At 70.6% G+C, this 26,942-nt stretch carries 31 protein-coding genes; 12 read left to right on the top strand and 19 right to left on the bottom strand.

The genetic code is table 11. From position 1 onward, the window contains the following. Window positions 1-37: 37 nt before the first annotated feature. From OG266_RS23885 to OG266_RS23875, 3 genes are all read right to left on the bottom strand, one after another. Window positions 38-1,327, bottom strand: coding sequence for a GNAT family N-acetyltransferase (locus tag OG266_RS23885; protein ID WP_371548299.1), 1,290 nt, complete (start codon window positions 1,325-1,327; stop codon window positions 38-40). A 147-nt stretch (window positions 1,328-1,474) separates the two neighbouring features. Continuing rightward, window positions 1,475-2,461, bottom strand: coding sequence for an asparaginase (locus tag OG266_RS23880; RefSeq protein WP_371548297.1), 987 nt, complete (start codon window positions 2,459-2,461; stop codon window positions 1,475-1,477). A gap of 127 nt (window positions 2,462-2,588) precedes the next feature. Beyond that, the gene (locus OG266_RS23875; protein ID WP_371548295.1) at window positions 2,589-3,254 is read right to left on the bottom strand and encodes an AmfC protein; all 666 of its coding nucleotides are present in this window, start codon (window positions 3,252-3,254) and stop codon (window positions 2,589-2,591) included. Window positions 3,255-3,472: 218 nt separating this feature from the next. Between OG266_RS23875 and dtd the strand changes: the two genes are divergently transcribed. Next, window positions 3,473-3,898: a D-aminoacyl-tRNA deacylase gene (dtd, locus tag OG266_RS23870; protein WP_371548293.1), complete on the top strand. Its 426-nt coding sequence runs from the start codon at window positions 3,473-3,475 to the stop codon at window positions 3,896-3,898. Window positions 3,899-3,901: 3 nt separating this feature from the next. Here dtd and OG266_RS23865 read toward each other — a convergent pair whose 3' ends face one another. The 7 genes from OG266_RS23865 to OG266_RS23835 all read right to left on the bottom strand — a co-directional run bounded on the left by OG266_RS23865 (window position 3,902) and on the right by OG266_RS23835 (window position 9,127). Next, entirely contained in the window at window positions 3,902-4,867 is a 966-nt protein-coding gene (locus OG266_RS23865) for a folate-binding protein YgfZ (protein WP_371548291.1), read from the bottom strand. A 9-nt stretch (window positions 4,868-4,876) separates the two neighbouring features. Then, window positions 4,877-5,314, bottom strand: coding sequence for a Fur family transcriptional regulator (locus OG266_RS23860; RefSeq protein ID WP_326722218.1), 438 nt, complete (start codon window positions 5,312-5,314; stop codon window positions 4,877-4,879). A gap of 21 nt (window positions 5,315-5,335) precedes the next feature. After that, entirely contained in the window at window positions 5,336-5,686 is a 351-nt protein-coding gene (locus OG266_RS23855; RefSeq protein ID WP_266459317.1) for a response regulator transcription factor, read from the bottom strand. Window positions 5,687-5,776: 90 nt separating this feature from the next. Next, window positions 5,777-6,352, bottom strand: a complete 576-nt coding sequence (locus tag OG266_RS23850; protein ID WP_329546850.1) for an FABP family protein — start codon at window positions 6,350-6,352, stop codon at window positions 5,777-5,779. A gap of 215 nt (window positions 6,353-6,567) precedes the next feature. Beyond that, window positions 6,568-7,545 carry a hypothetical protein gene (locus OG266_RS23845; RefSeq protein ID WP_371548287.1) on the bottom strand — a complete coding sequence of 326 codons (978 nt, stop codon included), beginning with the start codon at window positions 7,543-7,545 and terminating at the stop codon, window positions 6,568-6,570. After that, window positions 7,542-8,396 (bottom strand): hypothetical protein, encoded by an 855-nt coding sequence (locus OG266_RS23840; protein ID WP_371548285.1) that lies wholly within the window; start codon window positions 8,394-8,396, stop codon window positions 7,542-7,544. Before OG266_RS23840 ends, OG266_RS23845 begins: the two co-directional genes overlap by 4 nt. Then, window positions 8,393-9,127: a hypothetical protein gene (locus OG266_RS23835; RefSeq protein WP_371548283.1), complete on the bottom strand. Its 735-nt coding sequence runs from the start codon at window positions 9,125-9,127 to the stop codon at window positions 8,393-8,395. The genes OG266_RS23840 and OG266_RS23835 overlap by 4 nt, the downstream gene beginning before the upstream one ends. Before the next feature lie 193 nt (window positions 9,128-9,320). Between OG266_RS23835 and OG266_RS23830 the strand changes: the two genes are divergently transcribed. Further along, the gene (locus OG266_RS23830; protein WP_266459308.1) at window positions 9,321-9,683 is read left to right on the top strand and encodes a DsrE family protein; all 363 of its coding nucleotides are present in this window, start codon (window positions 9,321-9,323) and stop codon (window positions 9,681-9,683) included. A gap of 32 nt (window positions 9,684-9,715) precedes the next feature. Here the strand turns inward: OG266_RS23830 and OG266_RS23825 are convergent, their stop codons facing one another. From OG266_RS23825 to OG266_RS23785, 9 genes are all read right to left on the bottom strand, one after another. After that, on the bottom strand, window positions 9,716-10,099 hold the full coding sequence (locus OG266_RS23825; protein ID WP_371548282.1) for a VOC family protein: 384 nt from the start codon (window positions 10,097-10,099) through the stop codon (window positions 9,716-9,718). A gap of 10 nt (window positions 10,100-10,109) precedes the next feature. After that, window positions 10,110-10,370: a DUF3099 domain-containing protein gene (locus tag OG266_RS23820; protein WP_266459303.1), complete on the bottom strand. Its 261-nt coding sequence runs from the start codon at window positions 10,368-10,370 to the stop codon at window positions 10,110-10,112. Between the two features lie 89 nt (window positions 10,371-10,459). Next, entirely contained in the window at window positions 10,460-10,747 is a 288-nt protein-coding gene (locus OG266_RS23815) for a DUF1416 domain-containing protein (RefSeq protein WP_054232391.1), read from the bottom strand. Window positions 10,748-10,783: 36 nt separating this feature from the next. Beyond that, entirely contained in the window at window positions 10,784-11,623 is an 840-nt protein-coding gene (locus tag OG266_RS23810) for a sulfurtransferase (protein WP_266459300.1), read from the bottom strand. Window positions 11,624-11,768: 145 nt separating this feature from the next. Continuing rightward, window positions 11,769-11,849 carry a putative leader peptide gene (locus OG266_RS23805; protein WP_350310325.1) on the bottom strand — a complete coding sequence of 27 codons (81 nt, stop codon included), beginning with the start codon at window positions 11,847-11,849 and terminating at the stop codon, window positions 11,769-11,771. Between the two features lie 219 nt (window positions 11,850-12,068). Continuing rightward, window positions 12,069-12,812 carry a DUF2993 domain-containing protein gene (locus OG266_RS23800; protein ID WP_266459297.1) on the bottom strand — a complete coding sequence of 248 codons (744 nt, stop codon included), beginning with the start codon at window positions 12,810-12,812 and terminating at the stop codon, window positions 12,069-12,071. Window positions 12,813-12,952: 140 nt separating this feature from the next. Further along, complete coding sequence (locus OG266_RS23795) at window positions 12,953-14,152, bottom strand: hypothetical protein (RefSeq protein WP_371548281.1); 1,200 nt, start codon at window positions 14,150-14,152, stop codon at window positions 12,953-12,955. An 8-nt stretch (window positions 14,153-14,160) separates the two neighbouring features. Continuing rightward, window positions 14,161-14,415 (bottom strand): MoaD/ThiS family protein, encoded by a 255-nt coding sequence (locus OG266_RS23790; RefSeq protein ID WP_266459291.1) that lies wholly within the window; start codon window positions 14,413-14,415, stop codon window positions 14,161-14,163. Between the two features lie 87 nt (window positions 14,416-14,502). Continuing rightward, a complete protein-coding gene (locus OG266_RS23785) occupies window positions 14,503-15,354 on the bottom strand; it encodes a S9 family peptidase (RefSeq protein ID WP_266459288.1) in 852 nt (283 codons plus the stop codon). Between the two features lie 252 nt (window positions 15,355-15,606). Here OG266_RS23785 and OG266_RS23780 point away from each other — a divergent pair, with 252 nt between their 5' ends. The 10 genes from OG266_RS23780 (at window position 15,607) to OG266_RS23735 (ending at window position 26,880) form a co-directional block, all read left to right on the top strand. Beyond that, the gene (locus tag OG266_RS23780; protein WP_266459285.1) at window positions 15,607-16,425 is read left to right on the top strand and encodes a response regulator transcription factor; all 819 of its coding nucleotides are present in this window, start codon (window positions 15,607-15,609) and stop codon (window positions 16,423-16,425) included. Between the two features lie 23 nt (window positions 16,426-16,448). Then, window positions 16,449-17,471 (top strand): LacI family DNA-binding transcriptional regulator, encoded by a 1,023-nt coding sequence (locus OG266_RS23775; protein WP_266459282.1) that lies wholly within the window; start codon window positions 16,449-16,451, stop codon window positions 17,469-17,471. Between the two features lie 198 nt (window positions 17,472-17,669). After that, window positions 17,670-18,875, top strand: coding sequence for a S1C family serine protease (locus OG266_RS23770; protein ID WP_371548279.1), 1,206 nt, complete (start codon window positions 17,670-17,672; stop codon window positions 18,873-18,875). A 33-nt stretch (window positions 18,876-18,908) separates the two neighbouring features. Continuing rightward, on the top strand, window positions 18,909-19,094 hold the full coding sequence (locus OG266_RS23765; RefSeq protein WP_266459277.1) for a hypothetical protein: 186 nt from the start codon (window positions 18,909-18,911) through the stop codon (window positions 19,092-19,094). Window positions 19,095-19,205: 111 nt separating this feature from the next. Continuing rightward, window positions 19,206-19,937 (top strand): response regulator transcription factor, encoded by a 732-nt coding sequence (locus OG266_RS23760; RefSeq protein ID WP_266459274.1) that lies wholly within the window; start codon window positions 19,206-19,208, stop codon window positions 19,935-19,937. Then, window positions 19,934-21,367, top strand: coding sequence for an ATP-binding protein (locus tag OG266_RS23755; protein ID WP_371548278.1), 1,434 nt, complete (start codon window positions 19,934-19,936; stop codon window positions 21,365-21,367). The genes OG266_RS23760 and OG266_RS23755 overlap by 4 nt, the downstream gene beginning before the upstream one ends. A 91-nt stretch (window positions 21,368-21,458) precedes the next feature. Next, complete coding sequence (locus OG266_RS23750) at window positions 21,459-24,218, top strand: AAA family ATPase (RefSeq protein ID WP_371548277.1); 2,760 nt, start codon at window positions 21,459-21,461, stop codon at window positions 24,216-24,218. 135 nt (window positions 24,219-24,353) lie between these two features. Further along, entirely contained in the window at window positions 24,354-25,178 is an 825-nt protein-coding gene (locus tag OG266_RS23745) for an alpha/beta fold hydrolase (RefSeq protein WP_371548276.1), read from the top strand. Between the two features lie 18 nt (window positions 25,179-25,196). After that, on the top strand, window positions 25,197-26,045 hold the full coding sequence (locus OG266_RS23740) for an alpha/beta fold hydrolase (protein WP_371548275.1): 849 nt from the start codon (window positions 25,197-25,199) through the stop codon (window positions 26,043-26,045). A 31-nt stretch (window positions 26,046-26,076) separates the two neighbouring features. Next, on the top strand, window positions 26,077-26,880 hold the full coding sequence (locus tag OG266_RS23735) for an alpha/beta hydrolase (RefSeq protein ID WP_326722199.1): 804 nt from the start codon (window positions 26,077-26,079) through the stop codon (window positions 26,878-26,880). The last annotated feature ends 62 nt before the right edge of the window (window positions 26,881-26,942 follow it).

Genomic DNA, 26,942 nt, shown 5'->3' with positions numbered 1-26,942 from the left:
CACTCACCGGCACGGAAGGAGCACCAGCCGCATTCGTTCAGAAGATGTCCGGGCACCACGGTCGCCTGGACGTGCGCAGCAGGGCGTCGGCCACGGAGGCGGCGCCCGCTCGTTCTTCCCGGACCCGCCCCAGCGCAGCGAGCCGTACCGCCGACTCGTCCCCGAGCCACAGCCGCGCCAACTCGCCCACGTCCAGCGTGAGTTCGGCGTCCTGCGTGGTCGGCGCGCAGGCCGCCCCGTCCGGCCCGGCGTCCAGCCGGTACCGCCCGGCGGACAGCCCGTCCCGGTCGGTCACCTCCAGCACCAGCGTCCCCGTACCGCCGTACGTACGTGCCTCCAGAGCCTGTACGACATCCAGGATCCGCACCCACAGCCAGTCCGCCTGCGTGGAGATCCTGGCCGCGCGCGGGTCGGGCAGGAAGTGCGGCAGCAGGTCGTCGGGGGACCGCCAGCCCGTCTTGACCTTGGTGATCCAGTCGATCGAGCAGAGGTACTGCCACAGGGCGCGCTCCGCCGCCGGCGTCACCGCGATCAGCCAGTTCACGTCCGCCGTGTCGTGCGGCTGCTTGTCGTGCCACTTGTCGTCCGACTCGTACGAGACGAGGCCCTCGACCTCGCCGGCCGCCGAGCGGTACACGGCGTAGAACGGCTCCGTCCACGGTGCGCGGTCCAGGATCAGCACGCCGGTGTTGGTCTGCCACCAGCGCTCGTCGCGGCTGACCGCGCCCGGCTGGGTGCGCCTGAGCCGTTCGTGCAGTTCGGGGCCGATCTTGCGGACGTCCTCGCCGTCGACGAGGTCGATACGGGCGCCGTCGGCCGGGCCCGACCAGCGGGGGTCGAGGCCTGTCCTGGGTACCTCGATGGTCCACGCGGCGGCGGTGGTGGCGGGGCCGAAGCCGTACCGGCCGTAGATCGGGTACTCGGCGGCGATGAGCGTCGCCACCACGTCGCCGCGTTCCTTGGCCGCCGCGAGGTCCGTCGCCATCATGCGGGTGAGGAGGCCTCGGCGGCGGTGTGTGGCGGTGACGGTGACGTTCGTGATCGCGTCCGCCGGGACGGGGGTTCCGCCCACCGTGGTGAGCTCCTGCGGGAACGATCTGAAGGTCGCGACGATGGGGGTCCCCCCGCTCGAGCGAAGCCGAGAGTGGGGGAGGCCTGCGTCGAACGCGGCGAGGGTTCGCTCCGGGATGATGTACGAGCTCCGATCCGCGATCTCGGTCTCCGTCACCGCGGGGGAGCGCAGGAAGCCGGTGTTCAGGGCGCGGATCCAGTCCGGTGTCTCGGCTTCGGTGATCGCTCGTACGTCGATGGCGTCGCGGTGGGTCATGGGAACACGCTAGGTGTACGACGGTGGGGTGTCGCGGGGATTTTTCTCGCCCCCTCCGCCCCTGCCCGTCCCGTTCCTGGGGGCTGCGCCCCCAGACCCCCCTGTCGCGCTGCGCGCTCGTCCTCAAACGCCGGACGGGCTAGAACCTCAGAACGCCGCCCGCACCTCCCCCACCTCCCTCCCCCCACCCGTCAACGGCTCCCGCCCGATCCGCGCCACCACCGGTGCGTCCACCCCCAGCAACCCCAACGCCCTCGCCAGCACCGGTCCCAGCGCCCGTCCCCCACCGTCCTCGACCTTGAACGCGAGCGCCCGCCCGTCCGGCAGGGCGACCGCCTGGACCGCCTCCGCGCCCATCTTGGAGAGGGCGCCCGGCACCTCGCGCATCAGCCAGGTGTCGGGACGGCGGGTGCCGGCGACGTACTCGGGGTGGGCGCGCATGGCGTCGGCGACGCGGCGTTCGGCGGAGCCGGGGGGTGCGAGGACGAAGGAGCGGAAGGCGCGGGCCAGGCCCGTCAGGGTGATCGCGAGAAGCGGCGCCCCGCACCCGTCCGTACCCACCGCGGCTACGGACTCCCGGGCCGACTCCTCGACCACGGAGTGGATCTGCTGCTGGAGCGGGTGCCCGGGGTCCAGGTAGGAGTCGAGCGGCCAGCCCCGCTGCGCGCACACCGCCAGCATCGCGGTGTGCTTGCCCGAGCAGTTCATGGTGACCCGGTCGCGTACGGCGCCGGCGGCGAGGTAGGTCTCCGCCTCCACCCGGTCCAGCGGGAGGTCCGGCGGGCACTGGAGCTGCGCGGCGGTCAGCCCGTGCTCGCCCAGCATCTTCCGTACGAGGTCGCGGTGGAAGATCTCTCCGGAGTGGCTGGCGGCGGCGAGGGCGAGGCGCTCTCCGGCGAGGTCGAGCCCGGCGCGCAGTATCCCCGCCGCCTGCATGGGCTTGTTCGACGAACGCGGGAACACCGGCACCGCCGGATCGCCGAGCGCCAGCTCGACCGACCCGTCCGCGGCCAGCAGCACCAGGCTGCCCCGGTGGCGGCCCTCGACGAAACCGGAACGTACGACCTCGGCGAGGACAGGAGGTGCAAGGGGTATGGCAGACGGCACAGGGACTTCAGGGCGGGCGGCGGACATCGGCGGTGGCCTTCCGTGACGGAGACCCGCCCCGGCAGCCGTACCGGGACAGCCCCGGGATCACCGGGGCGCCACGTCACACGAACAGGTCCGTCGTACGAACACGTCCGCCACGCGAACAGGTCCGTCACATGAGCAGGTCATCGACTTGCGCTTCGCCCTCACGGTACCTGCGGGCGATCTCGGCGCTGCAGTCGTCCGCCGTGCGCTGGAGCTGCTGGCGCCGCCGGGAGACCTGCTGCTCGTACCGTACGAGCCGTCCCATTCCCGCGCCGAGCTCTTCGTCCGTACGGGCGTCGAGGTCCGACAGTTCCACCTCGGAGAGCATGTCCGAGGCCAGCCGCCGGTACTCCTCGCCGTGCGGTGTGCCCACCGTCACATGGCGGGCCGAGGAACGGTGCCGGGCGGGCGCGTCCGTGAGGATCTCCGAGAGCCGCTCGATGACCGACAGCTCCCCCGAACCGACGACCCGCGGCTGCCCCGCACCGGGCGCCCGCACTCCCCCGCGGCGCGCCAGCTCGGCCCGCAGGATGTCGATGCGCCCCTGGAGCAGCCGCCGCACATAGCTGAGGTCGGCCTCGTCCCGCTGGGCATCCCGGCGCAGCACGCGCAGCTCGGGCAGCCGCAGCAGGGCCAGGTCGTGCAGCGGGTCTTCGGGGGACAGAGGGCTGTCGATGCGCTGGACCGGCGGCCGGGCCGGCATCCCCGCCGTCCGCCCTGTCCGTCCCGCCCGCGGGCTCGTACGGGTCAGTGACACGACCCCGGGCGGCTGCCCACTACTCGGTGTGCTCATGTGCCTCTACCGTCCCCTCGACCGGCGCGGTCCATCCCATGAATGCGCCATGGATGCGCCCATGAATGCACCGCAACACCCCGCATGGTGCCACCCCGAGTGGTCGCTATGTGACCGAGTGCCCCCGATCGGCCCCAGATGGGGGTTTGGCGAACCTGAGAAATCACACGAAGGGCCCGCACCGGGTGCCCGTCCGCGCGCACGGCATGATGGTCCGCATGCGTGCGGTGGTGCAGAGAGTGGACGGCGCGAGCGTCGTCGTCGAAGGCGAGACGGTCGGCGAGATCAGCGGCGAGGGGCTGTGCGTCCTCGTCGGGGTCACCCACGAGGACACCAAGGAGAAGGCGGCCCAACTCGCCCGCAAACTCTGGTCGGTTCGCATGCTGAGCGAGGAGCGCTCCTGCTCGGACATCGACGCTCCGCTGCTGGTCATCAGCCAGTTCACCCTGTACGGCGACGCCCGCAAGGGCCGCCGCCCCACCTGGAACGCGGCCGCCCCCGGCGACATCGCGGAGCCCCTGGTCGACGAGGTCGTCGCCCAACTCCGTTCCCTGGGCGCGACGGTGGCGACGGGCCGCTTCGGCGCGAAGATGCGCGTCTCACTGACGAACGACGGCCCGTTCACGGTCCTCGTCGAGATCTAGCCGCTAGGGCTCGACCACGACTTCTTGCGCCGCCGCGGTCGTGTCCGCGAGGAGCGGCGCGTCCAGCGGCACGTTCCGCTTGATGACCGCCAGGGCGATCGGGCCCAGCTCGTGGTGGCGTACGGAGGTGGTGATGATGCCGATCTTCCGGCCGTCGGGGCCCTCGTCCGCGCGGCGCAACTCGGTGCCGTGCGGCGGGAGATGGACCTCGCTGCCGTCGAGGTGGAGGAAGACGAGCCGGCGCGGGGGCTTGCCCAGGTTCTGTACGCGGGCGACGGTCTCCTGACCCCGGTAGCAGCCCTTCTGCAGATGGACCGCGCTGTCGATCCAGCCCAGCTCGTGCGGGATGGTGCGGTGGTCGGTCTCGAAGCCGATGCGCGGCCGGTGGCTCTCGACACGCAGGGCCTCGTACGCGAGCAGTCCGGCCGCCGGACCGCTCTTGGCGGCGTACGACTCCAGCTCCGTACGCGGGAGGAAGAGATCACGTCCGTACGGCGTCTCGCGTACGACGACACCCTCCGGGACCTCGGCGATGGAGCCGGCCGGCAGGTGCACCACCGCGAACTCGTCCGTCCGGTCGGCGACTTCGACCCGGTAGAAGAACTTCATCGACTCCAGGTACGCGATCAGCGCTTCCTGGCTGCCGGGCTCCACATGGGCCCAGGTCGTGGTGCCGTCGTCGACGAGGTACAGCGCGTGCTCGATGTGGCCGTGCGCGGTGAGGATCAGAGCTTCGGTGGCCAGGCCCACCGGGAGGTCAGTCACATGCTGGGTGAGCAGCAGGTGCAGCCAGGTCAGCCGGTCGTCCCCGGTGACGGTGACGACGCCGCGGTGCGAGAGGTCCACGAAGCCGGTGCCGTCAGCGAGGGCACGCTGTTCGCGGAACAGTTCTCCGTAGTGGGCGGCGACGCCTTCGTCCACGCCCTCGGCTGAGACGGCGCCGGGCAGGGACAGCAGAGGGCTCTTCATATGCCTAGCCTACGACTTGGTATTTGAATTCTTGAGCGAGCAGTCCTTGCAGAGGCCGAAGATCGCGAAGTGCTTCATGTCGGTCTCGAAGCCGAACGTCGCGCGGAGCTTCGCGGTGAACTCGGCGGCGACCGAGGTGTCGGCCTCGATGACGTTCTTGCACTCCCGGCACACCAGGTGGATGTGGTGGTGCCGGTCGGCCAGGTGGTACGTCGGGGCGCCGTGCCCGAGGTGCGCGTGGCTGACCAGGCCGAGCTCTTCGAGGAGCTCCAGCGTCCGGTAGACCGTCGAGATGTTCACGCCCGACGCCGTTTTGCGCACTTCGACCAGAATGTCGTCCGGGGTGGCGTGCTCCAGCGTGTCCACCGCTTCGAGCACAAGCTGCCGCTGCGGGGTCAGCCGGTAACCGCGCTGCCGCAGATCGCTCTTCCAGTCGGTGCTTACCACGCCGCCCAGTGTAGGCCGCTGCTAGGCGGTCAGGATCTGCCGTACGCGCGTGACGATGTTCTCGAGGACGAAGGGCTTGGGGAGGAAGACCACCGGGACGTCGTGGCCGTCGTCGCGCAGGATGCGGGCGACCTCCAGGCTGTCGAAGTCCGGGAGGCGGATGTCGAGGACGACGAGGTCGGGGGGCTCGGCATACGCGGTGTTCAGCGCGGCGACCCCGCTGGCGACGGCGGTGACGTCGAAGCCGGCCAGGCGGAACGTTTCCGCGAGCAGCTCGCGGACGGCGTGCTCGTCGTCGACGACGAGCACCTTGGCGCTGGGGGCGCCGGGAGCGCCGTGGGTACTGCGGGAAACAGCTGTGGGGCCGGTCACTCCAGCAGAGTTGCCGACCCCGATCAGAACAGCGTGAAGTTCGTCTGTGTGCTGCTTAAGAGCGCCCGAAGCCGGTCCCGGGAAGATCTCTTACTTGAAGAACGCGATGCCGTCGTCCGGCATGTCGTCCGGGAGGGCCTTGGCCCAGCGCTCGACGTCCTCCGGGGTGACGACCTTCTTCAGGTGCGCGGACATGTAGGGGCGCAGCTCGACCTCGGGGGTCTGCTTCTCGCCGACCCACATGAGGTCGCTCTTCACGTACCCGTAGAGCCGCTTGCCACCGGTGTACGGGCCCGACGCGGCGGTGCGCGCCACGGCGTCCGTGACCAGGTCGATCTGCGGCTGCTTGGCGGCCAGGTCGCCGTACCAGATCTCCACGACACCGTCGTCGCGGGTCATGACGACCTCGACCTTGCGGTTGGCGTCGATCCGCCAGAAGCCGGACTCGGACTCCAGGGGCCTGACCTTGTTCCCGTCGGCGTCGAGGACCCAGGTGTGCGAGTGGTACTCCAGGAAGTCTCGCCCGTCATGGGTGAAGGTGACCTCCTGCCCGAAGTTGCACTTCTCGGAGCCGGGGAAGTCGTGGACACCCGCGCCTGCCCAGTTGCCGAGCAGGAAGGCAATGGGGAGCAGGTCCTTGTGCAGGTCGGACGGGATCTCGATCATGAGCAGCTTTTCTTCGTGGGGGTCAGCGCTGGCCCTGGTACAGCTTCTTCACGGTCAGCCCGGCGAAGGCGAGAACGCCGACACAGACAAGGGCCAGCAGGGCTTCGAAGAATGCCTCAAGCACGGGGTGCTCCTCGGGTGACACGGTGAAGGCGGTAAAGGGCCGGGCCCCAGCTTAGACGGCTGGGGCCCGGCCTTCTCTCTCAGGTCCGGGCTCAGCCGAGCAGCTGACTCTGCAGTACCACCGTCTGCTGGAACGGCACGGCCTTCGCGGTGCCCTTGCGGGACTGCAGGACCACGGCGATGGTGTCCGCCGCCGAGAGGTACGCCTGACGGACCTGTTCGGGGCCGTAGGGCTTGGTCTCCGCGTACGCGTAGCGCGTGACGTCGGGGACCTGGGCGACCTCCGCGAGACCTGCGTCCGCGCTGACCAATTCGGTACCGCGCGCCGCGTACACCGGGGAGTTGAAGCTCATGAGCTCGTTGGAGACCAGCTCGTCGGCCACGGCCGCGGTGCCGAACTGCAGCAGGTAGATCCGCGTGTGCGTGCCGTCCGGCGTGGTCCAGCCGCGCGCCGCGATGTGCCGCAGCCCGTAGTCGGTCAGCAGCTGCCCGACGGAGTCCCGCTCGTACTTCGTGGAGTACTCCGTCAGGAAGGTCTTCGTCGCCAGCCAGCCGTCCTCGCCGCGCAGCGCCGCGTCGGCCTTCGCGCCCTTCGGGGCGGGGAGCAGGAGCTTCCGCAGGTCGGCGTAGTGGGCGCCGGCCGTGTTCTCCTCGGCGAACGGACCCGGGCTGCCGGAGGGCAGCGGCGGCTTGCTGATCGTCGGGTACTCCCAGCGCCCGTCCGGCTCGGTCGCCAGACCCGGTACGTCGGTGCGCTCCATCCGCGTGATGCCGTACGCCGCCGACGTACCGACCGCCGCGAAGACCACGACGGCGGCGGTCCAGCGCAGGACGGCACGGAGGACCCGGCGGTCCTTCTTGACGGGCGGGACGGGCTCGAAGACCACGGCGGGCGGCGCTTCGGGCATGGGTGGCAGGGGAGGAGCCACAGTCGGCGTCTCTGCCGGAGCCTCAGCCGACTCCTCCGCCGGAGGCTGATCCGCAACCGGCACCTGATCCTCAACCGGCACCGGCACCGGCGGCTCGGCCTGCTCGCCCTGCCCTGCCTGTTCACTCTGCTCGGTCGTCATACCGCCTCCCCCGGCTCCGCGATGCGGTCGAGCTGCTCGCGCAGCAGCGCGGCGACTCCCTTGGTGTCCAGTGGCTTGACCCCGTACGCGGTGGCGCTGACCAGCACGTCACCCTGGTAGGCGGAGCAGACCATCATGTCGAGCTTCTCGTCGGAGTCCGTGTCCGGCAGGAAGCACTCGGCGTTCTTGTAGCCCTCGATCTTCGGACCCTTGCGGGAGGTGCCGAGAGCGTCGAAGAACTCGTTCTGGAACGTCGACATGCCCCGGACCGCCTTCTTGTCCTCCATCTGCGCCAGCACGATGCTCACGGTGGAGACGCCATCGGCGTAGCTGCGCATCGCCATGCCCTTGGTGCGCTGCTTGTCGATCTCCTTCTCCAGCTGCCGCCGCTCGGAACGGGGCAGGTCGCTCAGCGCCTTCTTGCGCAGGGCGGCGGCCTGGGCCCCGCTGAGCGAGGCGTCGGAGCCGTACTCGGCGATGTCCGGACCCCGGGTCCAGCCGTCGGTGTCGTACGGCACGAGCATCGCGGCCAGTCCGGAGGCCGCCTTCGCCGTCTTGGCGTCGTCCTTCGCGGCCTTCGGGAAGGTCCAGGTGGGCGCGCCCGCGTCCCGGTCGGCGTCGCCGACGGTCACGACCGTGTACCCGGCGCCCGCGACGACGGCACCGAGCAGCACCACGGAACCGGCGACGGCGGCGATACGGCCCCAGCGCACGGGCTTCTTGCCGGGCGCGGGTTCCGGTGACTCAGGAGCGGAGTCCAGTACCTCCGGTACGGGCTCCGGTGCGGGCTCCACAGGGCCGAACTCACCCGCAGGCCCCGGGTTCACAGGTTGCTCGATCTGCTCGCTCACAGCCGTCCCACCTGCCGCTCGGCCAAATCCATGATCTTCGCCTTGGAGATCGGCTTGGTGTCGTAGACCCAGATCTCCACGGCGATGTCACCGCGGTAGGCGTGCGCCTCGGCCCCGTACAACGGCAGGTAGCCGGGCTCTGTATCGGCCTTGGTGTGGACGTACGCCATGCCGTCACGTGTGCCGGGAATGGCCCAGCTGTCGGTGCCTTCCTCGTCCTGCGCCCAGTAGTGGCCGTCGTCGGCGGCCTCGGCGGCGGCGAGGTACTCCTCCTGGCGGTACTGAACGAGCCGGATGTCGACGGTGTACGTGCTGCCCACGCTCCAGCCGGTCTCGGCGACGCGCCGGAACTCCTCGCCGGCCAGCTCCTCGAAGGCGCCGTCCGGCTTCTCGAACATGTCCGCGTACTCGGCGATGTCCATCCAGCCGTCACCGGTGAGCCAGTCGGCTTCCTTCGCCCCCTTCGGCTTCGCGAGCAGCAGCTTGCGCAGGTCGCCGTCGGTCTTCACCTGGCGGTCCTGCGCGGCCGACAGGGGCTCGGGTCCCTCGCCCTTGGCCTGCGTCAGCACCGGCTGCGAGAGCGACGGCAGCTTGGTGGGCTCGCGGTCGGCCTGGATCAGGAAACCGGCGCAGGTACCGGCGCCGAGCCCGAGCACCGCGGCCGCGGCGATCAACAGGGTCGTACGACCCCGTCGCCGGCGCCGCGCGGGAGCGGGCACAACCTCGGGCACCGCGGATATCCCAGGTTCTTCGGATATCCCAGGCTCTTCGGGTAGTTCGGGCACTTCGGGTACTTCCACAACGTCCCCCCACGAACGCGAAGCACGGATTCCGTATCCGCGCGCACAGGAGACTCATGGCCGGCGCCTTGGGTTGCACGGGAGCTGATCACGGTTCGGACTACCGCGCGACTACGATTCGGGCATGGCGAAGAAGCTCGTGATCAAGGTGACGGCTGGGGCCGATGCGCCCGAGCGCTGCTCGCAGGCATTCACGGTCGCGGCGGTGGCCGTGGCCAGCGGTGTCGAGGTGTCCCTGTGGCTGACCGGGGAGTCCGCGTGGTTCGCGCTGCCGGGCCGCGCCGCCGAGTTCGAGCTGCCGCACGCGGCGCCGCTGCCCGATCTGATCGACTCGATCCTGGCGGCAGGCCGCATCACCCTGTGCACGCAGTGCGCGGCCCGGCGCGAGATCACCGAGAAGGACGTCCTGGAGGGCGTACGCATCGCGGGCGCCCAGGTGTTCGTACAGGAAGCGATGGCGGAGGAGACGCAGGCGCTCGTCTACTGAGGCGGCCGAAGCCTCGGAAGCGGCTGAGGCGGCTAGGACTCCTGAGGCGTCTGCACCCAGAGGCAGAACGGATGCCCCGCCGGGTCGAGAAGGACCCGTACGTCCTCCTGCGGCTGGTAGTCGGCGAGCCTCGCGCCCTCGGCGAGGGCGCGGGCCGTCTCCGCCGCCAGGTCGTCCACCTCGATGTCGAGGTGGAGCATCATGCGCTGGTCGCCGGGGCCCGCGGGCCAGACCGGCGGGACGTAGCCGCGCGAGGTCTCGAACGCGAGCGCGGTACCGCCCTGGGGCGGGCCGATCAGCATCCAGTCGGGCTCCTCCGCGCGGACCACGTAGCCGAGGAGCCGCATGTAGAACCCGGCGAGCGCATGCGCGTCGGGGGCCTCGAACGCGACGGTGGACAGCCTCACGGGCGACATGGGTCCCTTCCTACTGGCGCCGCTTCTTCCCGTCCAGCTCGTCCCACCAGTCGTCGGACTTGGGATCACCCGAGGGGTCGTCCCACCAGCGGTCGTCGGGTCCCCGCCGGTTGGCCGCCATAGCGGCCAGCGGCGGGATCACCATCGCCACCACACACATCCCCACGGCCACGGGAATCGACCAGATCCGTACGACCGCCCAGGCCAGGACGAACAACCCGATGCACGTCCCCATCATGGCGAAGTACACGTGACGCCGTCGTGCGTACATGTATCCAGCGTAGGCCCGCGCACGCCAAAGGGCCGCACCCCGGGCGTCCAGCCCTGGGGTGCGGCCCTTCAGTGTGTTTTTCGGTGCCGTCAGACGGCGATGGCGACCTCGGCGAGGCCGCCCGTCTGGGCGACGACCGTGCGGTCCGCGGTGCCTCCGGGGACCAGGGCCCGTACGGTCCAGGTGCCCTCCGCCGCGTAGAAGCGGAACTGGCCCGTCGCGGAGGTGGGGACCTCCGCGGTGAACTCACCGGTCGAGTCCAGGAGGCGTACGTAACCGGTGACGGGCTCGCCGTCGCGGGTCACCTGGCCCTGGATCGTGGTCTCACCGGGCTTGATCGTCGAGGCGTCGGGGCCGCCGGCCTTCGCTCCACACATGTTTCGTTTCCGTCCTTCAGGCCTTGACTTCGAGGGTTACTTGTTGGCGCCGAGCTCGATCGGGACGCCGACCAGGGAGCCGTACTCGGTCCAGGAGCCGTCGTAGTTCTTGACGTTCTCCACACCGAGCAGCTCGTGCAGCACGAACCAGGTGAGCGCGGAACGCTCACCGATACGGCAGTACGCGATCGTGTCCTTGGCGAGGTCGACCTGCTCCTCGGCGTAGAGCTCCTTGAGCTCGTCGTCCGACTTGAAGGTGCCGTCGTCGTTGGCGTTCTTCGACCACGGGATGTTGCGCGCGGACGGGACGTGACCCGGACGCTGCGACTGCTCCTGCGGGAGGTGGGCCGGCGCGAGCAGCTTGCCGCTGAACTCGTCGGGCGACCGCACGTCGACCAGGTTCTGCGAGCCGATGGCCGCCACGACGTCGTCGCGGAAGGCGCGGATCGCGGTGTTCTGGGCCTTGGCCTTGTAGTCGGTCGCGGCGCGCTCGGGCACCTCGACGACCAGGTCGCGGGAGTCGAGCTCCCACTTCTTGCGGCCGCCGTCGAGAAGCTTCACGTTCTCGTGGCCGTACAGCTTGAAGTACCAGTAGGCGTACGAGGCGAACCAGTTGTTGTTGCCGCCGTAGAGCACGACGAGGGTGTCGTTGCCGATGCCCTTCGCCGACAGGAGCTTCTCGAAGCCCTCCTGGTCGATGAAGTCACGGCGTACCGGGTCCTGGAGGTCCTTGGTCCAGTCGATCCGGATCGCGTTCTTGATGTGGTTCTTCTCGTAGGCGGACGTGTCCTCGTCGACCTCGACGATGGCCACGCTGGGGTCTTCCAGGTGGTCCTGGACCCAGTCGGCGTCTACCAGGACGTCGCTGCGGCTCATGCTTGTTCTCCTCCGGGGCAGTTGCGGCGGGGCGGTGCGTGTGGAGAGGGGTGCGCGGTCATGCCGTTGGCGGCTGTGCGGCGCAGGGGTGGCCCCGACGCAGGAGGTCGAAGGGCCCGGCTCGCGGAAGTAACGAAGCTTCCGCTCAGAAGGTGCGACAGAGCATGGCGGCGACGCGGCACAGGTCTACTGCCCGCCGCTTCGTGAGATCCGCCTGACGCTTCATGTGTCCGATCGTAGGGACGGACAGGCGGGCATGTCACCGGCGTGTCGGATGCTGAGACGCGATCGTCCGCAATGTGGGATGAGTGGATCGACCGGGCCGTGTCCGTACGGTTTTCGGGCGCCCGTGCCCGTGTTGTATCCGCCATCACATCTGCTGGACGGACGGGAACGTCTCGCTCTTCGGACGAACAATCCACCCCGGGGAGGTCCGGGGACCCTCCTACCCGACCAGCCTGATGTCCGAACCCTTCACCGAGATGTCGACGCCGTCCTTGGCCGCCACGACCTTGTCGAGCTGGATGCCGCCGGGCAGTTCGTCGATCTTCTGCTCGAAGTCGGTGACCGTGCGGACCGTGTCCTCGGCGAGGTCGACGCCCAGATTCGGCAGCGAGTCGGCGTGCACCTTCACCGTGTCGCCTTCGACGCTGACCGAGCTGAGCACGGAGACCGGCTGGGGCAGCTTGGTGCCGAGGACGGTCGCCTCGACGGAGACCTTGATCTTGCCGTTGCCGCCGTCGGAGAGGCCGACGACCTCGGCGGTGACGCCGGTCGTGACATCCGTGGGCCCGGACTGGGCGGCCTTCAGCAGCTCGGCGTACGAGATGGTCGCGGTGCCGGTGGCGGTGCTGGCGGTGGCGGAGCTGTAGTCGCCGCTGAAGACCACGCCGTGCATCTCGGCGTTGAGGTCGTCGATGCGGATGGAGCTGACGGCGTCGCCCGTGCCGGTCGTCGACGCCTCGTAGTCCTTGATGCCGATCTTCACGTCGTCGAACTCGCCGCCGACGACCTGGGTGAGGAAGGGGAAGCCCTCGATGGACACGTCGGGGGTGCTGGCCAGGCCCTCGGTGGTCCTGATCCGGTCCGCCGCCTCGTCCTCCGCGAAACCGACCGCCACCCGGTCCGCGATGACGAACAGGCCGCCCAGGATGACAGCGACGATCAGGAATATTCGCAGTGCGCGCATGCTCGGGGTTCCCCGTCTCGGCCAGGTCTCAACGGCCTGAGTGGCCGTCCAGCGCGAGCCTAAACCCGAAGAACCCCCGAATCGGGGGCTCTTCGGGACAGTTGTCGATCACCTGTGACGATCAGCCGGTGCCTGGAGGCTCAGCCGAAGGCGCGCCCCAGCAGGTAGACGGCCGGGGCCGCGACGGCCAGCGGAAGGGCGACGCCCGCGGTGAAGTGGACGAAGCGGGACGGGTAGTCGTAGCTGGCGACACGGTGGCCGATCAGTGCGCAGACGCCCGCGCCGAGGCCGATGAAGGCGCCCTGCGTGCCGATGTCCGTGATCCCGCCGACCGCGATTCCGGCGCCCGTGGCGGCCAGCAGCGCCACCACGACGGAGGCCGCCGTGGGCAGCGGCAGCGCGCGGGCGAGGACCGCCACGGCGACCGCGGCGGCGCCCACCGTCACGGCGTCCGGCTCGGCGGCCAGGTACCCGGTCGCGACGATCGCCAGGGCCGCCGAGGCGACGGTCGCCATCAGACCGGACATACGGGTGTCCGCGTCGGCTTGACTGCGCAGCTGAAGCACCAGGGTGAGCAGGACCCACACGCCCAGGGTGCCGAGGATCGCGGCGGGCGCGTTCTCCCGGCCCGCGGCGAGCAGCGCCACGTCCGCCGTCAGCGCGCCCGCGAACGCCAGCGCGATGCCCTGCCGGGCCGGCCACATCCCGTTCAGCCGGAACCATCCGGCCGCGGTGACGGCCTGCAGCAGTACGAGGGGTACGACGAGGGCGTACTGCCCGACCGCCGCCGTACCGGAGAGCAGCAGCCCGAGCAGCGCGGTGAGCGCGGCGGGCTGGATCCCGGGTTCGATGATCGGCGACCGGCCCTCGGCACGGGCGCGCTGGGCGTCGGTGACGCGGGGGTTGCCGGTGATGGTCGGGGGGCCGTAGTCAGGGCCGCCGCTTCCGCTGTGGGCATGCGTTCCGCTCGGGGCGGAACGGGTGGGCACAACGGAACCCGCAGCGCCGGGCTCCCTCTCCCACCCCCCGGCCGCGGCACCGGGCGCCTCATGAGCAGAGGGCTCGGGAGCAGGCGTCCACCCGTACCCCGGCGTCTCGGGCGGCAGAGGTTGCCCTACGGTTCCGTACCCCTGCGGAGGCAGATACGCCGTGTCCGCCGCGGTCACCGGAACGTGCGCCTGCGTCTCCCAGGTCTGCCCCTCCCACTGCTGCGTGTGCTGCTGCCACTCGGGCTGCGGCGCGGGCTGCTGGGGTTGCTGGGGCTGCTGATACGGGTCGTATCCCTCGTACGGGGAGTCGTACGAAGGCTCGTACGGGGGCTCATACGGCTGGTTGCTCATCGTCTCGGTCACCCTCCTGCGAACGGCGGGAGCACCTCGACCGTGCCGCCCTCGGCCAGCCGTACCGTCTCATGCCCGCGGGTCCCCACGGGGTCACCGTCGATGAGGAACGAGCATCGCCGCAGGACGCGGGGGAGTTCGTCGGGGTGTCGCTCGCGGGCCGCGTCGAGCGCCTCGGCGAGGGTCTCGGCCTCGTACGGCTCCTCGGCGACGCCGGCCGCGGACTTGGCGGCGGCCCAGTACCGCACCGTGCCCTTTGCCATCTCGTTCCTCAGTCAGTCGCGAATCAGTGGTCGGTCGTGAATCAGTGGTCGGTCGTCAATTCAGTGGTCGCTGTGAACACGGTCAGGCTAGCCCGCGTGGGTGGCTGCCCATTCCCCGATGCGGGCCAGCAGCTCGTCGTCGGCCGCATGCTCGGCGTGACCCATTCCCCGCTCGAGCCACAGTTCGGCGTGCCCGTCGGCGGCTTCGGCCAGCATCCGCGGGTGGTCCACGGGGAAGTAGCCGTCGATGTCGCCGTGGACGATCAGCAGCGGTGTCGGCGCGATCAGGGGGACCGATTCGACCGGGGAGGCGGGGACCGGGTCCCAGCCGCGGCCGTGGATCCGGGTGTGCAGGTAGCAGCGGGTGACGGCGCGGCCCATCGGCTGGGTTACCAGCCAGTGCACGCGCCGCATAGGGGCCGTCCCCCGGTAGTACCAGCGGGCCGGTGCGCTCACCGAAACCACCGCGTCCGTACGCGCTTCCGTACGCCCCCCGTGCTCCTGCCCCGCCGCCCCGTACAGCGCCGCGTGCCGCAGCACCACGGAACCGCCCATCGAGAAGCCGACGGTCACCACCCGCTCGTGCCCCAGCTCCCGCGCCCAGGCGACCACGGCCGCCAGATCGTGGACCTCGCGGTCGCCGACGGTGGACCGGCCGCCGGATCTGCCGTGACCACGGAAGGAGAAAGTGACGACCGCCGCATTCCGGGCCAGGGCGTCCGCCGCACGGCGCACGTGCGGGCGGTCCAGATCGCCCGTGAAACCGTGCGCGACGACGATCGCCAAGTCACCGGATGGCCGCGTTCCAGGGTCGTACGCCGCATCGATCGTGACGTCGTCGACCGTACGCAGAAACCTCCGCAAAGGGGTGCGCCGGGTCGTCTCAAGGGATGGACGATGGGGAGATCCCGTGACTTGACCTGCCGAACCTGAGCTCATGTGGGCTATTCTGACGGCCAGAGGACTCGGGCAGAGTAGCCCCCGGGTCCTTTTGTGCTTTCTTAACCGTTGTATACGAAGCGGGAAACCGCAGGTGTACGAAGGCCACGAACGCATAGCGGCTCCCAGGGGCGCGGGAGACGCGAGTACCGAGCAGTGCCGCAAACGTCCTCGCAGGGACCGAGGAGGAACCGACGTTATGGGCGAGCGAAACGTGCAAGGCCGTAAGACGACCCAGGCAGGTGGGGCGCGATGAGTTCTCTTCTGCTCCTGACCAATGCCCTTCAGCCGTCGACGGAGGTGCTTCCCGCTCTCGGCCTGCTCCTGCACAACGTGCGAGTGGCTCCGGCGGAAGGCCCCGCTCTCGTCGACACCCCGGGTGCCGACGTCATTCTCATCGACGGACGCCGTGATCTCCCTCAAGTGCGCAGCCTTTGCCAGCTGTTGCGCTCCACGGGACCCGGCTGTCCGCTGATCCTCGTCGTGACGGAGGGCGGTCTCGCGGCCGTCACCGCCGACTGGGGAATCGACGATGTCCTGCTGGACACCGCCGGTCCGGCCGAGGTCGAGGCGCGGCTGCGTCTCGCCATGGGCCGGCAGCAGATCGTCAACGACGACTCCCCCATGGAGATCCGCAACGGCGATCTCTCCGTGGACGAGGCGACGTACAGCGCGAAGCTCAAGGGCCGGGTCCTCGACCTGACCTTCAAGGAGTTCGAGCTCCTCAAGTACCTCGCGCAGCACCCGGGCCGCGTGTTCACGCGCGCCCAGCTGCTCCAGGAGGTCTGGGGCTACGACTACTTCGGTGGTACGCGGACGGTCGACGTCCACGTACGACGGCTGCGCGCGAAGCTCGGAATCGAGCACGAGTCGCTGATCGGGACCGTCCGGAACGTCGGTTATCGATTCGTTACGCCGGAGAAGGTGGACCGCCCCACGGACGAGGCGAAGGCCAAGGCGGCCCAGCCAAAGCCGGAGGATGCGGACGAGACGGCGCACCTCGACGCCGTCGACTCCGCGGAGGCCACAGCTCCGGCACAGGAAGTCGCCGTACGGCCTGCCCAGCGGTAGGTCCATCCGCGTAGACTCCGCGCGTGGCCAAGGTAACTCGGGATGATGTGGCGCGGCTGGCGGGTACTTCCACCGCCGTGGTCAGCTATGTCATCAACAATGGACCGAGGCCGGTTGCCCCGGCCACGCGCGAGCGCGTTCTCGCCGCGATCAAGGAGCTGGGGTACCGGCCCGACCGGGTCGCCCAGGCCATGGCATCGCGGAGGACCGAGCTCATAGGCCTGATCGTGCCGGACGCACGCCAGCCCTTCTTCGGGGAGATGGCGCACGCGGTCGAACAGGCCGCCGCCGAGCGCGGAAAAATGGTGCTTGTCGGCAACTCCGACTACATCGCGGAGCGCGAGGTCCACTACCTGCGCGCCTTCCTCGGTATGCGGGTCTCCGGGCTGATCCTCGTCAGCCACGCGCTCAATGACAACGCTGCCGCCGAGATCGATGCCTGGGACGCCCGCGTCGTGCTGCTGCACGAGCGGCCCGAGGCCATCGACGACGTCGCGGTCGTCACGGACGACATCGGCGGCGCCCAGCTCGCCACCCGCCATCTGCTGGAGCACGGGTACGACTACGTCGCCTGTCTCGGCGGTATCGCGGAGACTCCGACCGTCGGCGACCCGGTCTCCGACCACGTCGAGGGCTGGCGGCGCGCGATGCAGGAGGCCGGCGTCTCCACGGAGGGGCGGCTCTTCGAGGCGCCGTACAACCGCTACGACGCCTACCAGGTCGGGCTTCAGCTGCTTGCCGGGCCCGATCGGCCGCCCGCCATATTCTGCTCCACCGACGACCAGGCGATCGGCGTGCTGCGGGCGGCTCGTGAGCTGCGGATCGATGTGCCCGGGCAGCTTGCCGTGGCGGGGTTCGATGACGTCAAGGAAGCGGCGTTGACCGATCCGCCGATGACGACGATCGCGTCCGACCGGTCGGCCATGGCGCGGGCGGCTGTTGATCTTGTGCTTGATGACGGGCTGCGGGTTGCCGGGTCCCGGCGGGAGCGGTTGAAGGTGTTTCCTTCGCGGCTCGTGGTGCGGCGGTCCTGCGGCTGCGAGTAGCTCCGCTGGGGGGCGGTTTTTTGACTGCGGGTGCGCTGTGGCTGGTCGCGCAGTTCCCCGCGCCCCTGAAGGGCGCTCCCTCACCTGAACCCCTGTTTTACGGGCCCCTCGCGTCTTTATATCGGGCATACGAGCTTCTATCGGGGTTCTCAGCGGGCGCTCAGGGAGCTCTCATGATGGGGCGACAGGCTCTGTTCCATGACCGAGAGCTTCCGCCGCAGCGGCGAGTACGAGCACCCCCAGCAGGGCGACGAGTCCGGGTATGTTCAGGGCCACGAGCAGCCCGCGTACCCCCAGCAGCAGCACGCTTCCTCCCCCGTGAACCCCGAGTGGCCGCCCCCGCCGGCGCACCGGCCGGCCGAGCCCGTCGCCGTTGAGCCGGGCACCACCGTGTGGCCGGGCTCCGGCTCCGGTCAGGGTGGCGACGGCGGCCAGGGCGGGGGCGCCTTCGGCGGCTACCCCGAGCCGGCCGCGGCGAGCACCGCCGTACTCACGGCCGAGCCCGTGCCCCCCACCCACCACACCCCGAAGAAGCGCGCGAAGGGTCCGCTGGCCCTCCTCGCCGCCGTGGCGATAGTCGCCGCGGCCATCGGCGGCGGCACCGCGTACGGCATCCAGGAGCTGACCGGCAACGACACCGTGTCGAGCAGCACCAGCACCAGCGTCGTACCCACCGCCGACAAGGGCACCGTCGCCGGCGTCGCCAAGGCGGTCAGCCCGAGCATCGTCGAGATCACCGCCTCCTCGAACGCCGGTGAGGCCACCGGTTCCGGCGTGATCATCACGACCGACGGCGAGATCATCACCAACAACCACGTCGTCTCGGGCGCCTCCTCGATCAAGGTGCAGCTGAGCAACGGCAAGTCGTACACCGCGAGCGTGGTCGGCACCGACAGCGCGAAGGACCTTGCGCTGATCAAGCTGCAGGACGCGCCCTCCGGTCTGACGGTCGCGACACTCGGCGACTCCTCCGGTGTCCAGGTCGGCGACGAGGTCGTCGCGATCGGCTCCCCCGAGGGCCTGACCGGCACCGTCACCAGCGGCATCGTCTCCGCTCTGAACCGTGACGTCACCGTCTCCACGGACGAGAGCCAGGGGCAGAGCGGCGGCAGCGGCGGCCAGTGGCCGTTCGAGTTCGGCGGCCAGCAGTTCAACGGCGACACCGGCTCGTCCACGACGACGTACAAGGCGCTCCAGACGGACGCGTCTCTCAACCCGGGCAACTCCGGCGGCGCCCTCATCGACATGAACGGCAACATCATCGGCATCAACTCCGCGATGTACTCCGCCGCCGACGCCACCTCCAGCTCGAGCGCCGGCAGCGTCGGCCTCGGCTTCGCCATCCCGATCAACACCGTCAAGTCCGACCTGGCCACCCTGCGCGCCGGCGGCTCTGACAGCTGAGCCGCCCCCCGGCGCCGGAGCAAGGAGTTCGACATGATCCAGCAGATCAAGCAGGTTTCGCACAGCACCGTCGGCAGCGACCCGGCCGGGCTCGGCCTGGCCCTGGAAGTTGCCCGTCAGCTGCACGCGCCGGTGAACCGGGCGCCCGAGGTGTCCACGGCCGCCGCCCACCGGACCCGCCGGACCCCGGCCCGCCGCCGTACCGTCGTACGAGGCTGATGCCCCGTCCGTCCATGGGGCTGATCCTTTTCCGCCCTACGACGCAGCCCGGAAACGTGCGAGGCTGAAAGCGACCGGCCCCGTCCCACCGCACCCGAGGAACCCGAGCCCATGAGCCCCGCCGAAGGCGACCGTGAAACCCAGCGCATCCTGATCGTCGACGACGAGCCGGCTGTACGTGAAGCACTCCAGCGCAGCCTCGCCTTCGAGGGATACGACACCCAGGTCGCGGTCGACGGAGCGGACGCGCTGGAGAAGGCGACCGCGTACCAGCCCGACCTGGTTGTCCTGGACATCCAGATGCCGAGGATGGACGGTCTGACCGCCGCCCGCCGGATGCGCGGCGCGGGCACCACCACGCCCATCCTCATGCTCACCGCGCGCGACACCGTCGGCGACCGCGTCACCGGGCTCGACGCCGGCGCCGACGACTACCTCGTCAAGCCCTTCGAACTCGACGAACTCTTCGCCCGCGTCCGGGCGTTGCTGCGGCGCAGCTCGTACGCGGCCGCCGCGGTCGGTGCCCCCGAGGACGACGCCCTCACCTTCGGCGACCTGCGCATGGACCTCGCGACCCGCGAGGTCACCCGCTCCGGCCGCCAGGTGGAACTGACCCGCACCGAGTTCACCCTCCTCGAGATGTTCCTCGCCCACCCGCGCCAGGTCCTCACCCGCGAGCAGATCCTCAAGGCGGTCTGGGGCTTCGACTTCGAGCCGTCCTCCAACTCCCTCGACGTGTACGTCATGTACCTGCGCCGGAAGACCGAGGCGGGCGGAGAGCCGCGCCTTGTGCACACGGTGCGGGGTGTGGGGTACGTGCTGCGGTCGGGCGGCGCGGAGTGAAATCGGTGGTACGCCGGTTCCGGTCCCTGCCGATCCGGGCTCGGCTGTCGATGCTGGTGGCTGCGGCGGTGGCGTTCGGGGTGGCGGCGGTTTCGGTCACTTGCTGGTTCATCGTGCAGGGGAAGTTGTACGACCAGGTCGACAGCGATCTGAAGGAACTGGTGCGCAGGCCCGGCACCATCCAGTCGCTCCTCCAGAACTGCACCACGACTCCGCAGGAGAACCCCGAGGGAATCCGGCACAACGGCTATGTCCAGCTGATCAAGGAGGAGGGCGACCCCTGCGTCGACCCGAGCTCGGAGGGCACGGTCAAGGTCACCAGCTCCGACAAGGACGTGATCAAGAGCAGGAAGAGCGGCGAAGTCTTCATCCGCAGCGGCACCGACGAGAACGGCAACGCGGTACGCGTGCTGACCCTGTACCTGGGGGTCGACTCATCCGACTCGCAGCCCGTCGCCCTGCTCCTCGCGACCCCCCTCAAGAGCACCCAGTCCACCCTCAACGAGCTGGCCCTGATCCTCCTCCTCGTCTCCGGCATCGGAGTGGTCGGCGCCGGAGCCGCCGGCCTGGCGGTGGCCCGTGCCGGCCTGCGCCCGGTCGACAAGCTCACCGAGGCGGTCGAGCACGTCGCCCGCACGGAGGACCTGTCCATCCGCATCCCCGTCGAGGAGGACAGCGAGGACGAGATCGCCCGCCTCTCCCGTTCCTTCAACTCGATGACCGCGTCGCTGGCGAACTCCCGCGAGCTGCAGCAACAGCTCATCGCCGACGCCGGCCACGAACTCCGCACCCCCCTCACCTCCCTCCGTACCAACATCGAGCTCCTGGCCCGCAGCGAGGAGACGGGCCGGGCGATCCCCCCGGCGGACCGCAAGGCGCTGCTGTCGTCGGTCACCGCGCAGATGACCGAACTGGCCTCGCTGATCGGCGACTTGCAGACCCTGTCGCGTTCGGACGCGGGGCAGCAGGCGGACCGCCTTCAGGTGGTCGCGCTCCAGGAGACGGTGGACGCGGCGCTGCGCCGTGCTCGCCTGCGCGGCCCGGAGCTGACGATCAGGGCGGACATCCAGCCCTGGTACGTACGGGCGGAGCCGTCCGCCCTGGAGCGGGCCATCGTGAACATCCTCGACAACGCGGTGAAGTTCAGCCCGCCCGGCGAGGCCATCGACGTGATCCTCAAGGACGGCGAACTCACCGTCCGCGACCACGGCCCCGGCATCCCCACCGAGGATCTCCCGCACGTCTTCGACCGCTTCTGGCGCTCCCCGAGCGCACGAGCGCTGCCGGGCTCGGGCCTGGGCCTGTCGATCGTCGCGCGTACGGTGCAGCAGTCGGGCGGCGAGGTGTCCCTGACGCCCGCCCAGGGCGGCGGCACGGTGGCGACGATCCGGCTGCCGGGGGCGCCCACGCCTCCGCCCGAGGTGGCGTAACCAAGCGGAGCGAGGCATCGCACTTCTGGATGTTCCACGTGAATCCGGCCGTAACTGTGCAGGATGTGGAGCACCGGCGAAGGGTGCGGGCGTGGTGCTCAAGGGGCGGGTCGAAGAGCGGCATGCGCTGACACGGTTCGTGGGGGATCTTCGTGAAGGTCTGAGCGGCGTGGTGGTGCTGCGGGGGGACGCGGGGATCGGGAAGACCGTGCTGCTGGAGCACGCGGCGGACGAGGCGTCCGACTTGAGGGTGGTTCGGGTCGCGGGGGTGGAGCCGGAGGCCGCGGGGTTCGCCTTCGCCGCTCTGCACCGGCTGCTCATTCCGCTGCTGGGCGGGCTCGACGGGCTCAAGGAGTCCGGGGCGCTGCCCGCCAGTCAGCATGAGGCGTTGCGGGTGGCGTGCGGGCTGGCCGACGGGCCGCCCGCCGACCGGTTTCTCGTCGGGCTCGCAGCGCTCACCGTGCTCGCCGAAGTCGCCAAGCAGCGGCCGGTGTTGTGCTGTGTGGACGACGCGCAGTGGCTCGACGGTGAGTCGCTGGCGGTGCTGGCGTTCGTGGGGCGGCGGGTGCACGCCGAGGGGGTGGGGCTGCTGTTCGCCGCGCGGACCGGGTTCGAGGTGCCCGCGGGGCTGCCCGTCACCGAAGTGGGCGGACTGGAGGACGAGTTCGCGCTCCAGGTTCTGACCGAGGCCGTCCCCGGGCCGCTGGACTCCCGGGTCGGCGCGCGCATCCTCGCCGCCACCGGAGGCAACCCCCTCGCGCTGACCGACCTCGGGCAGGAACTGTCCGCCGACCAGCTCTCCGGAGGGCTCGCGCTGCCCGAACCGCTGCCCGTGGGCGGTCGGCTTGAGGAGCACTACCTCCGGCAAGCGCACGAACTGCCGCAGCCCACACAGACCTGGCTGCTGCTCGCCGCGGCCGAGCCGGGCGGCGACCTCGGGTACGTCACGAGCGCGGCGCGGCAGCTCGGCGGCGGCCCCGAGGACTCCGGGCCCGCCGAGACCGTACGGCTCGTGACACTGCGGGCGGCCGTGGAATTCCGGCATCCGCTGGTGCGGTCCGCGGTGTACGGCGGTGCCACCAGCGTGGCGCGGCGGCGCGTCCACCGTGCGCTGGCCGAGGTCACCGACCGGCCCGCGGACACCGACCGGCGGGCCTGGCATCTCGCGGCGGCCGCGATCGGGCCGGACGCGGAGGTGGCCGCCGAGGTGGAGCGAGCCGCGGACCGGGCGGGGGCGCGCGGCGGATACGCGGCCCGCGCCACCTTCCTGACCCGGGCCGCCGAGCTGACGCCGGGGGGCGAGGTCCGGGCCGGGCGGCTGCTGGCGGCGGCCGAGGCCGCGTTCACCGGCGGAGCGCTGCTGCAGGCCAGGACGCTGCTGGACACCGTCAGCCTGGAACTTCTCGGCGACGTCCCGCGAGGCCGCGCGCTGCTCGTGCGTGCCGGCGCCCTCAACGGCCTGGGCGAGCCCGACTCGCACGCCAAGGCGGCGACGCTGTGCCTGGCGGCCGCGGCGTCCTTCGACGGGCAGGCACCGGAGCTCGCCCGCGAAGCACTGTTGCGGGCCGCGCAGTGGGCGCTCACGGCCCGCCACCTCGCCCCCGAGGCAACGCCCTCCGACATCGCCGCGGCCGCGCTGGCCCGGGCCCGCGTTCCCGACCCGCCGACACCGGTCGACCGCCTGCTGCACGCTTTCGCCGTGCTCGCCACCGGGGGCTACGAACAGGCCGTGCCCCACCTACGCGGCGCCCTCGACGCACTGCTCGCCGCGGACACCACCGACGAGGAACTCCTGCACGGGTACCAGCTGGGCGTCTGGTTCTCCACCATGCTCTGGGACCACGAGACACGTTCCGCCCTGCTCCTGCGTGCCGACGCCGTCGCACGCAGGGCCGGAGCCCTGTGGCATCTCAACATCATCCTGTTCTGCGCGGCCATGGCCGAGACCACCCTCGGCCGGCTGCCCTCCGCCGACGCCCTGGCGGCCGAGGGCCATCAGGTCCGCGCGGCGATGGGGGCGACCACCCCCCAATGGGAGGTCTACCAGCATCCCGAACTGCTCGCCTGGCACGGGGGCGTCGACCGACTCGACGAGACTCTCCGCGGCTCGATCAAGTCGGCGAGGGCGCTCGGCAACGGCGTGATGGAGTCCATCACCCGCATCGGCATGACGATCCATGCCCTGAGCCGCGGCGACTACGCCGAGGCCCGCACCATCGCGCACGAGCTGGTCGATCAGGATGTGCTCGCGGTGCACTCCCGCCTCCTCCCCCACCTGGTCGAGGCGGCCGTACGCTCGGGCGACCGCGTCCTGGCCACCGCCACTCTGCGGACGCTCACGTCCCGTGCCACGGCTTCCGGCACCCCGTGGGCCCTTGGCCTGCTGGCCCGCTCGCAGGCCCTCCTCGCCCCGCCGGGCGAAGCCGAGCCGCTGTACCGCGAGGCGGTCACCCTGCTGTCCGCCACCCGTGCCCGCGCCGATCTCGCCGTCGCCCATCTCCTCTACGGGGAGTGGCTGCGCCGCCGCAGGCGCCGTAAGGACGCGCGCGAGCAACTGCGTACGGCGGTGGGGATGTTCGACGGGATGCGGGCCACCGGGTACGCGGCCCGCGCCGCCCAGGAGCTGGCCGCCACCGGGGAGCGCCCGCAGCGCGGGACGGCCGGGGCGGCGAGCGCGCTCACCCCGCAGGAACTCACCATCGCGCGGCTCGCCAAGGGCGGCGCCACCAACGCCGAGATCGCCGCCCAGCTCTTCATCAGCGCGAGCACCGTCGACTACCACCTGCGGAAGGTGTTCCGGAAGCTCGATGTCACGTCCCGACGGCAGCTGGACCGGGCGCCGGAGCTCTGAGCACCGGCACGCCGGGACACCTGGCAGCCACCTGGGCCCCGGTCACGACTACGCGCTCCACGTGATTCGAGCACCGCCCGCCCCCGCCGAAGATCGGGTGGTCGCATCCGAATCCGCAGACGGGAGCACCCCCGCATGCCCTATGTCACCGCCGCAGACGGAGCACAGATCCACTACAAGGACTGGGGCCGTGGCCGTCCGGTCGTGCTCAGCCACGGCTGGCCGCTGAACGCGGACAGCTGGGAGGCGCAGCAGCTGTTCCTCGCCTCGAACGGTTTCCGGGCCATCGCCCACGACCGGCGCGGGCACGGCCGCTCCAGCCAGACCTGGCACGGCAACGAGATGAACACCTACGCCGACGACCTCGCCGCCCTCATCGACACCCTCGACCTGCGTGACGCGACGCTCGTCGGATTCTCCACCGGCGGCGGCGAGGTCGCCCGTTACGTCGGCCGGCACGGCACCGCCCGGATCGCGCAGCTCGTGCTCGTGTCCGCCGTACCTCCGTTCATGCTGAAGACCGACGACAACCCCGGCGGCGTACCGGTCGAGGCGTTCGACGCGATCCGCGCCGGTTCGCTCGCCGACCGCTCGCAGCTGTACCGGGACCTGGCCGACGGCCCGTTCTTCGGGAACAACCGGCCCGGTGCCAATGTCTCCCAGGGCGTCCGGGACGCCTTCTGGCTGGCGGGTCTGCAGGCCGGGCACCGGGGCGCCTACGAATGCGTCGCGGCCTTCTCCGCCACCGACTTCCGCGCCGACCTGGACGCCTTCGACGTGCCCACGCTCGTCATCCACGGCGACGACGACCAGGTCGTGCCCTTCGAGGTCGGCGGCAAGGCCTCGGCGGCCCGCGTCAAGAACGCGACGCTGAAGGTCTATCCGGGCGCGCCGCACGGCATCACGGACACCCACAAGGATCAACTCGGCGCCGATCTCCTCGAGTTCCTCAACTCCTGACCCGGAAGGAACCACGCCTTGACCTCCAACGCCCATCCCCGCCGCCGCGTCCTCGGCGGGCTGCTCGCCGCCGGCACGTTCACGCTCACCGGCGCCGCCGCGACCACCGCCTCGGCGACCCCCCGTACAGGCTCCGGACCGAAACCGACCATCGTCCTCGTCCACGGCGTCTTCGCCGACGCCTCCGGCTGGAACGAGACCATCGCCCGCCTCCAGAAGGCCGGCTTCCCGGTCATCGCCCCCGCGAACCCGCTGCGCGACCTGGCGGGCGACTCGGCCTACGTCTCCAGCGTCATCGACACGATCACCGGACCGGTCATCCTGGTCGGCCACTCCTACGGCGGCGAGGTCATCACCAACGCCGGGCGCGGGCACGGACACGTGAAGGCCCTGGTGTACGTCGGTGCCTTCGCGCCCGACGAGGGCGAGAGCGCGCTGCAGCTGGCCGGCATGTTCCCGGGGAGCCAGTTGCAGGGCGCGCTGCTGACCCGTCCGTTCCCGTTGCCGGTCCCCCTGCCGGACGGCACCCGCGACGGGCTCGACGGTTACATCGATCCGGCGAAGTTCCACGACGTCTTCGCCCAGGACCTGCCGCCCGCCACGACCAGGGTGATGGCGGCGGCCCAACGGCCGGGCAGTGTGGGCGGGTTGGGCGCCGGCAGCGGCGTACCGGCCTGGAAGAGCCTGCCGTCCTGGTTCGTGATCCCCACCGCCGACAACGTGATCCCACCCGCGCTCCAGCGCTTCATGGCCGAGCGTGCCGGAAGCACGACCGTCGAGGTCAAGGGCGCCTCGCACGTCGTGATGATGTCCCGCCCGGATGTCGTCGTCCGCCAGATCCTGGCCGCCCACCGCGCCACCGTCTGACCGGCGCACCGCCCGACCGGAAGGAAGACCAATGAGCAGTGCACCACCGGACACCATCGTCCTGATCCACGGCTTCTGGGTCACGCCCCGCAGCTGGGAGCACTGGGCCGACCGCTACGAGAAGCAGGGCTACCGCGTGCTCGCGCCCGCCTACCCCGGCTTCGAGGTGGAGGTCGAGTCCCTGAACGCCGACCCGGCCCCGATAGAGAAGATCACCGCCCCGCAGATCATCGAGAGCCTGGCGAACGTGGTCCGCGGGCTCGACAGGCCGCCGATCCTGATCGGCCACTCGGCGGGCGGGGCGTTCACCCAGGTCCTGCTCGACCACGGTTTCGGCGCGGCCGGGGTGGCCATCAACTCCGCGCCGACCGAGGGCGTTTCGGTGGTCCCGCTGACCCAGGTGAAGTCCACGTTCCCCGTGCTCAAGAACCCGGCCAACCATCACAAGGCGGTCGGTCTGACCCACGACGAGTGGCACTACGCGTTCACCAACACGTTCACCGAGGAGGAGTCGCGGGCGCTGTACGAGCGTTACGCGGTCCCCGCGTCGGGGCGCATCCTGTGGAACAGCGTGCTGGCCAACCTCCAGCCCGGCCACCAGGACATCTGGGTGAACTACCACAACGACGACCGTGCGCCGCTGCTGTTCCTCTCCGGCGAGCTGGACCACCTGATGCCGCCCAAGGTCCAGGCGTCCAACGCCAAGCACTACAAGTCGGACACCGTCACCGAGGTGAAGGTGTATCCGGGTCAGCCGCACCTGATGCCGGCCTCGCCCGGCTGGGAGGAGATCGCGGACTACGCGCTTTCATGGGCGCTGGCCCACGCCCGATAGAGGACCGCGAGGGAACCGGGGACGGCCGCACATCGGCCGTCCCCGGCCCGGGGAGGGAACCG

The organism is Streptomyces sp. NBC_00554 (assembly GCF_041431135.1).
In the GTDB taxonomy this organism is placed as follows: Bacteria; Actinomycetota; Actinomycetes; order Streptomycetales; family Streptomycetaceae; genus Streptomyces.
This window is presented reverse-complemented; position numbering and strand designations above follow the sequence as displayed.

Bases quoted from the DNA above. Each gene is read 5' to 3' on its own strand.
- OG266_RS23810 (WP_266459300.1), bottom strand. From the start codon at position 11,623: ATGAGCCGCAGCGACGTCCTGGTAGACGCCGACTGGGTCCAGGACCAC.
- OG266_RS23825 (WP_371548282.1), bottom strand. From the start codon at position 10,099: ATGTCGCCCGTGAGGCTGTCCACCGTCGCGTTCGAGGCCCCCGACGCG.
- OG266_RS23805 (WP_350310325.1), bottom strand. From the start codon at position 11,849: ATGAAGCGTCAGGCGGATCTCACGAAGCGGCGGGCAGTAGACCTGTGC.
- OG266_RS23785 (WP_266459288.1), bottom strand. From the start codon at position 15,354: ATGAGCTCAGGTTCGGCAGGTCAAGTCACGGGATCTCCCCATCGTCCA.
- OG266_RS23885 (WP_371548299.1), bottom strand. From the start codon at position 1,327: ATGACCCACCGCGACGCCATCGACGTACGAGCGATCACCGAAGCCGAG.
- OG266_RS23880 (WP_371548297.1), bottom strand. From the start codon at position 2,461: ATGTCCGCCGCCCGCCCTGAAGTCCCTGTGCCGTCTGCCATACCCCTT.
- OG266_RS23760 (WP_266459274.1), top strand. From the start codon at position 19,206: ATGAGCCCCGCCGAAGGCGACCGTGAAACCCAGCGCATCCTGATCGTC.
- OG266_RS23850 (WP_329546850.1), bottom strand. From the start codon at position 6,352: ATGATCGAGATCCCGTCCGACCTGCACAAGGACCTGCTCCCCATTGCC.
- dtd (WP_371548293.1), top strand. From the start codon at position 3,473: ATGCGTGCGGTGGTGCAGAGAGTGGACGGCGCGAGCGTCGTCGTCGAA.
- OG266_RS23830 (WP_266459308.1), top strand. From the start codon at position 9,321: ATGGCGAAGAAGCTCGTGATCAAGGTGACGGCTGGGGCCGATGCGCCC.
- OG266_RS23780 (WP_266459285.1), top strand. From the start codon at position 15,607: ATGAGTTCTCTTCTGCTCCTGACCAATGCCCTTCAGCCGTCGACGGAG.
- OG266_RS23800 (WP_266459297.1), bottom strand. From the start codon at position 12,812: ATGCGCGCACTGCGAATATTCCTGATCGTCGCTGTCATCCTGGGCGGC.
- OG266_RS23735 (WP_326722199.1), top strand. From the start codon at position 26,077: ATGAGCAGTGCACCACCGGACACCATCGTCCTGATCCACGGCTTCTGG.
- OG266_RS23845 (WP_371548287.1), bottom strand. From the start codon at position 7,545: ATGACGACCGAGCAGAGTGAACAGGCAGGGCAGGGCGAGCAGGCCGAG.
- OG266_RS23795 (WP_371548281.1), bottom strand. From the start codon at position 14,152: ATGAGCAACCAGCCGTATGAGCCCCCGTACGAGCCTTCGTACGACTCC.
- OG266_RS23865 (WP_371548291.1), bottom strand. From the start codon at position 4,867: ATGAAGAGCCCTCTGCTGTCCCTGCCCGGCGCCGTCTCAGCCGAGGGC.
- OG266_RS23815 (WP_054232391.1), bottom strand. From the start codon at position 10,747: ATGTGTGGAGCGAAGGCCGGCGGCCCCGACGCCTCGACGATCAAGCCC.
- OG266_RS23790 (WP_266459291.1), bottom strand. From the start codon at position 14,415: ATGGCAAAGGGCACGGTGCGGTACTGGGCCGCCGCCAAGTCCGCGGCC.
- OG266_RS23820 (WP_266459303.1), bottom strand. From the start codon at position 10,370: ATGTACGCACGACGGCGTCACGTGTACTTCGCCATGATGGGGACGTGC.
- OG266_RS23875 (WP_371548295.1), bottom strand. From the start codon at position 3,254: ATGAGCACACCGAGTAGTGGGCAGCCGCCCGGGGTCGTGTCACTGACC.
- OG266_RS23745 (WP_371548276.1), top strand. From the start codon at position 24,354: ATGCCCTATGTCACCGCCGCAGACGGAGCACAGATCCACTACAAGGAC.
- OG266_RS23765 (WP_266459277.1), top strand. From the start codon at position 18,909: ATGATCCAGCAGATCAAGCAGGTTTCGCACAGCACCGTCGGCAGCGAC.
- OG266_RS23770 (WP_371548279.1), top strand. From the start codon at position 17,670: ATGACCGAGAGCTTCCGCCGCAGCGGCGAGTACGAGCACCCCCAGCAG.